This window comes from Streptosporangium sp. NPDC003464 (genome assembly GCF_053588315.1).
In genome coordinates this window covers 1-5,316 of sequence record NZ_JBSFPS010000425.1, presented here as the reverse complement: position 1 = coordinate 5,316, position 5,316 = coordinate 1, and the positions used below count along the sequence as shown (strand labels likewise).

Sequence of the window (5,316 nt, the reverse complement as noted above, 5' to 3'; positions counted from 1 at the left end):
GCCGACGGACCGGGCCGGCCGGCCGCTCCCGGCAGGCCGTCCGGCTCCGACGGCCAGGCCAGGCCCGCGGGCCCCGGCAAGGCGCGTCCCGACGGTGCCGGCAGGTCCGGTGCCCAGGGCTCCGGTAAGGCGCGTGCGGAAGGCTCCGGCAGGTCCGGTGCCCAGGGTTCCGGCGGGGCGCGTCCGGACGGCTCAGGAAGATCCGGCGCTCAGGGTTCCGGCGGGGCGCGTGCGGAAGGCTCCGGCAGGTCCGGTGCCCAGGGTTCCGGTAAGGCGCGTACGGAAGGCTCCGGCAGGTCCGGCGCTCAGGGTTCCGGTAAGGCGCGTCCCGACGGCTCCGGCAGGCCGTCCGGCTCCGACGGCCAGGCCAGGCCCACGGGCCCCGGCAAGGCACGTCCCGACGGTGCCGGCAGGTCCGGCGCCCAGGGCTCCGGTAAGGCGCGTACGGACGGCTCCGGCAGGTCCGGTGCCCAGGGTTCCGGCAGATCCGGAGGACCGGCGGGGACGGGCAAGGCGCGCTCCGACGGCTCCGGCAGGCCGTCCAGCCCGGCGGGGACGGGCAGATCCGGCCCCTCGGGCAGGTCCGCGCGCCCGGAGAGGCCGGGCAGGCCGTCGGGGCCCGAGGCGCCGCGCAGGCCGCGCAGCTCCCCGCGCCCGGAGACGCCGCAGCCCGCGCCGGGGCGGATCCGTCCCGGCGCCGGGCAGGACGCCGATCCGGGCCGTACGGCGGGCAGGAGCGGGACGGGCGGCAGGCCGCCCCGGCCGCCGGTGCGCCCGCCGGCGGTGCTGCACCTGGGCAACCCCGGCAGGCGGATCAACATCGGCCTGATCGCGATGACCTTCGTGCTGTCCATCTTCGCCGGCCGGCTGATCCAGCTCCAGGGCCTGGACTCCAAGGTCTACACGGCGGAGGCGGCCGAGCAGCGGGTGCGGGACGAGAAGCTGACCGCGCGGCGGGGCTCGATCACCGACGTCAACGGGCACGAGCTCGCGCTGACCGTGGAGGCACGGGAGATCTTCGTCGACCCGGCGGAGGTCGACCCGCGCGAGCGCGACCAGGTGGCCACGGTCCTGGCCACCGAGCTGAACCAGCCGAAGGAGCAGATCGCCGCCAAGCTCGGCAACTCCGGCAGCCGCTACCAGCAGGTGGCCGCCGCCGTCGACCCGTCCGTCGCCCAGCGGATCATGGAGCGGATCGCCAAGCAGAAGCTCAGCGGCGTCGGCAGCAAGCCCCGCTACCGGCGTGACTACCCGGGCGGCGACCTGGCGGGCACCCTGCTGGGCTTCGTTGGCGACGACGGCACGGGCCTGAGCGGGCTGGAGAACACCTACAACAAGCTGCTCGCCGGCCGCGACGGCGAGCAGGTCATCGAGACGGGCCGCGCGGGGCAGCACATCCCGATGACCCGCAGCACGCTGCAGGCGCCCGTGGAGGGCAGGGACGTGCGGCTCACCATCGACCGCGACGTCCAGTGGGCCGCGCAGAAGGCGATCACCGACCAGGTCGGGGCCACCGGTGCCCGCACCGGCAGCGTCATCGTCATCGACGTGCCGACCGGCCAGGTGGTCGCCATGGCCAACGCGCCCGAGCTCGACCTGCGGGCCTGGGAGAAGACCGCCCCGGAGGACTGGGTCAACCGGTCGGTGACGGACGTGTTCGAGCCGGGCAGCACCAACAAGGTCATCACCGCGGCGGCCGCCCTGGAGTCGGGGGCCGTGCGGCCGGAGACGGTGTTCAGGGTCCCCGACAACATCAGGTGCGCCGACCGGGTGCTGCGGGACTCCCACCCGCACCCCGTGGAGCGGCTGACCTTCTCCGGCGTGGTCGCCACCTCCAGCAACGTCGGCACGATCCTCGCCTCGCAGCGGGTCGGCGACCAGCGGCTCCACGAGATGCTGCAGCGCTTCGGGTTCGGCGCCAAGCCCGGCAGCGGCCTCCTCGGCGAGGAGGCCGGCCTCCTGCCGGACTGGAAGAAGTGGTCGGGCAGCCAGCGCTGCACGATCGCCTACGGCCAGGGCGTCTCGGTGACCGCGCTCCAGACGGCCAGCGTCTACCAGACCATCGCCAACGGCGGCACGCGCGTCACCCCGCAGGCCGTGGCCGGCACCACCACCGAGAAGGGGGTGTTCGTGCCGTCCGCGCCGGGCAAGCGGACCCGGGTGGTCAGCGAGCGCACGGCCCGGGAGGTCACCGGGATGCTGGAGGCTGCCGTCAGCGAGGAGGGCACCGGCAGTCTCGCCGCCATCGAGGGCTACCGGGTGGCCGGCAAGACCGGCACCGCGATGCGCTACGACCCCAAGTGCCAGGGATACTGCGGCTACACCTCGACGTTCGTCGGCTTCGCCCCGGCGGACAAGCCCCGCCTGGTCGTCCTGGCGGTCGTCCAGGACCCTCACAAGGGCTACTACGGTGGGGAGATAGCCGCCCCGGTCTTCAAGAAAGTGATGACGTTCGCGTTGAAGAGCAAGAAGATCCCGCCTACCGGAACGACGCCGTCCTCGGTGCGGATACGCGCCGGGGAGTGATGAGGGAAGGTACGCTCTCGCCGTGCGTCCCCCGTTGTCCATGCGACCGTCAACCAGTTCACCCCGTCCGCTCTCGGGGCTGGCGAGCCTGCTCGGCGCGCCCTCCGGCACCTCGCGAGCCCCGCTGGCCGCGGTGTCCGGCATCACCATCGACTCGCGCCAGGTCCGGCGCGGAGATCTCTACGTCGCGCTGCCCGGGGCCCTGTCCCACGGCGCCGACTTCTCCGCCCAGGCCCTGGCAGCCGGAGCCGCCGCCATCCTGACCGACGAGGCGGGCCGGGCCTCGGCGGTGGCGACCGGCCTGCCGGTCCTCGTCGTGCCGGACCCGCGCGGCGTGCTCGGCGAGGTCTCCGCCTGGGTGTACGGCAGGCCCGCGGCGGACGTGATGGTGATCGGTGTCACCGGCACCAGCGGCAAGTCCACCACCAGCTTCCTGCTGGAGGCCGGGCTGCGGGCCGCCGGCCACAAGGCGGGGCTGATCGGCGGCGTGGAGATCCGCGCCGGCGAGCTGCGCTTCGTGCCCAAGCTGACCACGCCGGAGGCCAGCGACCTGCAGGGCCTGTTCGCCCTCATGCGCGAGCACGGCGTCACGGCCGCCGCGATGGAGGTCTCCAGCCACGCGCTGGCGCTGGGCCGCGTCGACGCGGTGTTCTACGACGTCGCGCTGTTCACCAACCTCTCCCAGGACCACCTGGACTTCCACAAGGACCTCGACGACTACTTCGCGACGAAGGCCCGGCTGTTCACCCCCGAGATGAGCCGCGCCGGCGTCGTCAACATCGACGACGCCCACGGGCGCGAGCTCGCCGCGATGAGCAAGATCCCGATCACCACCTTCTCCGCCGAGGGCGCCCCCGAGGCCGACTGGCGGGCCGTGGACGTGCGTCTGGGCAGCGAGGGCAGCTCCTTCCGCGTGGTCGGCCCCGGCGGCGTCGAGGAGGACGTGACGGTGGCCCTGCCCGGTCCGTTCAACGTCGCCAACGCGCTGGGCGCGATCGTCTCCCTCGTGGAGGCCGGGGTGCCGCTGCGGGCCGCGGTGACGGGCGTCGGCACGCTGGCCGGGGTGCCCGGCCGGATGGAGCGGGTGCCCGGCGGCGAGGACTTCCAGGCCATCGTCGACTACTCGCACAAGCCCGGAGCGGTGGAGTCGGTGCTGCGCTCGCTGCGCCAGGTCACGACCGGCCGGCTGACCGTGGTGCTGGGCTGCGGCGGCGACCGCGACCGCGGCAAGCGCCCCATGATGGGGGAGGCCGCCGCCCGGTTGGCGGATGTGGCCATTCTCACCAGCGACAATCCCCGCTCGGAGGACCCGCTGCGGATCCTCGCCGAGATGATGAATGGAGTCCTCGGCGTGTCTCAGGACGAGCGCGCCCATGTGATCATTGAGCCGGACCGGGCCGCGGCCATCGACCTGGCGATCAGCCGGGCGGGCTTCGGCGACGTCGTCGTCGTCGCGGGCAAGGGCCATGAGCAGGGCCAGTATGTCGGGGACGAGGTGCTCCCGTTCGACGACAGGCAAGTGGTGGCCGACGCGATCGTCAGAAGGCGGAACCGGACCGGGCGCCGAAGCACATATGGAGAGTAGGTAAGACGCATCATGATCCCGTTGCCGCTGGCAAGGATCGCCGAGATCACCTCGGGTGCCCTCACGGGCATGGCCGATCCCCGTGCGGTCGTGCGCGGTCCGGTCGTCATCGACTCCCGCGCCGTCGAGCCGGGGTCGTTGTTCGTCGCCATCAAGGGCGACCGGGTCGACGGGCACGACTTCGCCGCCCAGGCCGTGGAGGCCGGGGCCGTCGCCGTGCTGGCCTCCCGGCCCGTCGACGTCCCCGCGGTCGTCGTCGGCGACGCCGTGACCGCCCTGGCCGACCTGGCCACCGCGGTCTGCGCCGACCTGCCGTCGGCCACGGTCGTCGGCGTGACCGGATCGGCGGGCAAGACCACCACCAAGGACCTGCTGGCCCGCCTCACCGCCAGGATCGGCCCGACGGTCGCCCCGGTCGGCTCGTTCAACAACGAGATCGGCCACCCCCTCACGGTGCTGAAGGCCGACGAGGACACCCGCTACCTGGTGCTGGAGCTCAGCGCCAGGGACGCCGGCCACATCAGCCACCTGGCCCGGGTCGCCCCGCCGAAGATCGGCGTGGTCCTCAACGTCGGCACCGCCCACCTGGGGGTCTTCGGCGGCAAGGAGGCGATCGCCAAGGCCAAGGGCGAGCTGGTCGAGGCGCTGCCCGCCGACGGCGTGGCCGTGCTGAACGCCGACGACCCGCTGGTGGCCGCGATGGCCCGGCGCACCGGCGCCCGGGTCACCTGGTACGGCCGGGCCGAGAGCGCCGACGTGCGCGCGGAGGGCGTGACCCTCGACGACCGCGGCCGCGCCGCCTTCACGCTGCGCACCCCGTCCGGGGCCGCCCCGGTCATGCTCCGCCTGTACGGCGAGCACGCGGTGGAGAACGCGCTGGCCGCCGCGGCGGCCGCCTACGAGCTCGGGCTGCCGGTCGCCACCATCGCCGAGGAGCTGTCGGAGGCCGAGCCCCGCAGCCGCTGGCGGATGGAGGTCACCGACCGGGCGGACGGCGTCACCGTGATCAACGACGCCTACAACGCCAACCCCGACTCCATGCGCGCCGCCTTCGACGCCCTCGACGCCCTCGCGGGCGGCCGCCGCCGCTTCGCGGTCGTGGCCGCCCTGCGCGAGCTGGGCGAGGAGAGCGTGGCCCTGAACGAGGGCGCTCTCGCGGCACCGTCACCACCTCCTGCGTCTCCGGATCCACCTGGACCATGACC

At 73.9% G+C, this 5,316-nt stretch carries 4 protein-coding genes; 3 read left to right on the top strand and 1 reads right to left on the bottom strand.

Annotated elements, in window-relative coordinates:
• Nucleotides 1-305: 305 nt before the first annotated feature.
• Nucleotides 306-821: a hypothetical protein gene (locus ACWDS7_RS46230; RefSeq protein WP_451934473.1), complete on the bottom strand. Its 516-nt coding sequence runs from the start codon at nucleotides 819-821 to the stop codon at nucleotides 306-308.
• Here ACWDS7_RS46230 and ACWDS7_RS46225 point away from each other — a divergent pair.
• From ACWDS7_RS46225 to ACWDS7_RS46215, 3 genes are read left to right on the top strand one after another with little or no spacing between them, the layout of a single operon-like run.
• Complete coding sequence (locus tag ACWDS7_RS46225) at nucleotides 784-2,526, top strand: peptidoglycan D,D-transpeptidase FtsI family protein (RefSeq protein ID WP_451934472.1); 1,743 nt, start codon at nucleotides 784-786, stop codon at nucleotides 2,524-2,526. The genes ACWDS7_RS46230 and ACWDS7_RS46225 overlap by 38 nt on opposite strands.
• A 40-nt stretch (nucleotides 2,527-2,566) precedes the next feature.
• Entirely contained in the window at nucleotides 2,567-4,111 is a 1,545-nt protein-coding gene (locus ACWDS7_RS46220) for a UDP-N-acetylmuramoyl-L-alanyl-D-glutamate--2,6-diaminopimelate ligase (protein ID WP_451934474.1), read from the top strand.
• Nucleotides 4,112-4,123: 12 nt separating this feature from the next.
• Nucleotides 4,124-5,314: a UDP-N-acetylmuramoyl-tripeptide--D-alanyl-D-alanine ligase gene (locus ACWDS7_RS46215; RefSeq protein WP_451934471.1), complete on the top strand. Its 1,191-nt coding sequence runs from the start codon at nucleotides 4,124-4,126 to the stop codon at nucleotides 5,312-5,314.
• Nucleotides 5,315-5,316 lie beyond the last annotated feature (2 nt).

Bases quoted from the DNA above. Each gene is read 5' to 3' on its own strand.
- ACWDS7_RS46230 (WP_451934473.1), bottom strand. From the start codon at position 821: ATGTTGATCCGCCTGCCGGGGTTGCCCAGGTGCAGCACCGCCGGCGGG.
- ACWDS7_RS46220 (WP_451934474.1), top strand. From the start codon at position 2,567: ATGCGACCGTCAACCAGTTCACCCCGTCCGCTCTCGGGGCTGGCGAGC.
- ACWDS7_RS46215 (WP_451934471.1), top strand. From the start codon at position 4,124: ATGATCCCGTTGCCGCTGGCAAGGATCGCCGAGATCACCTCGGGTGCC.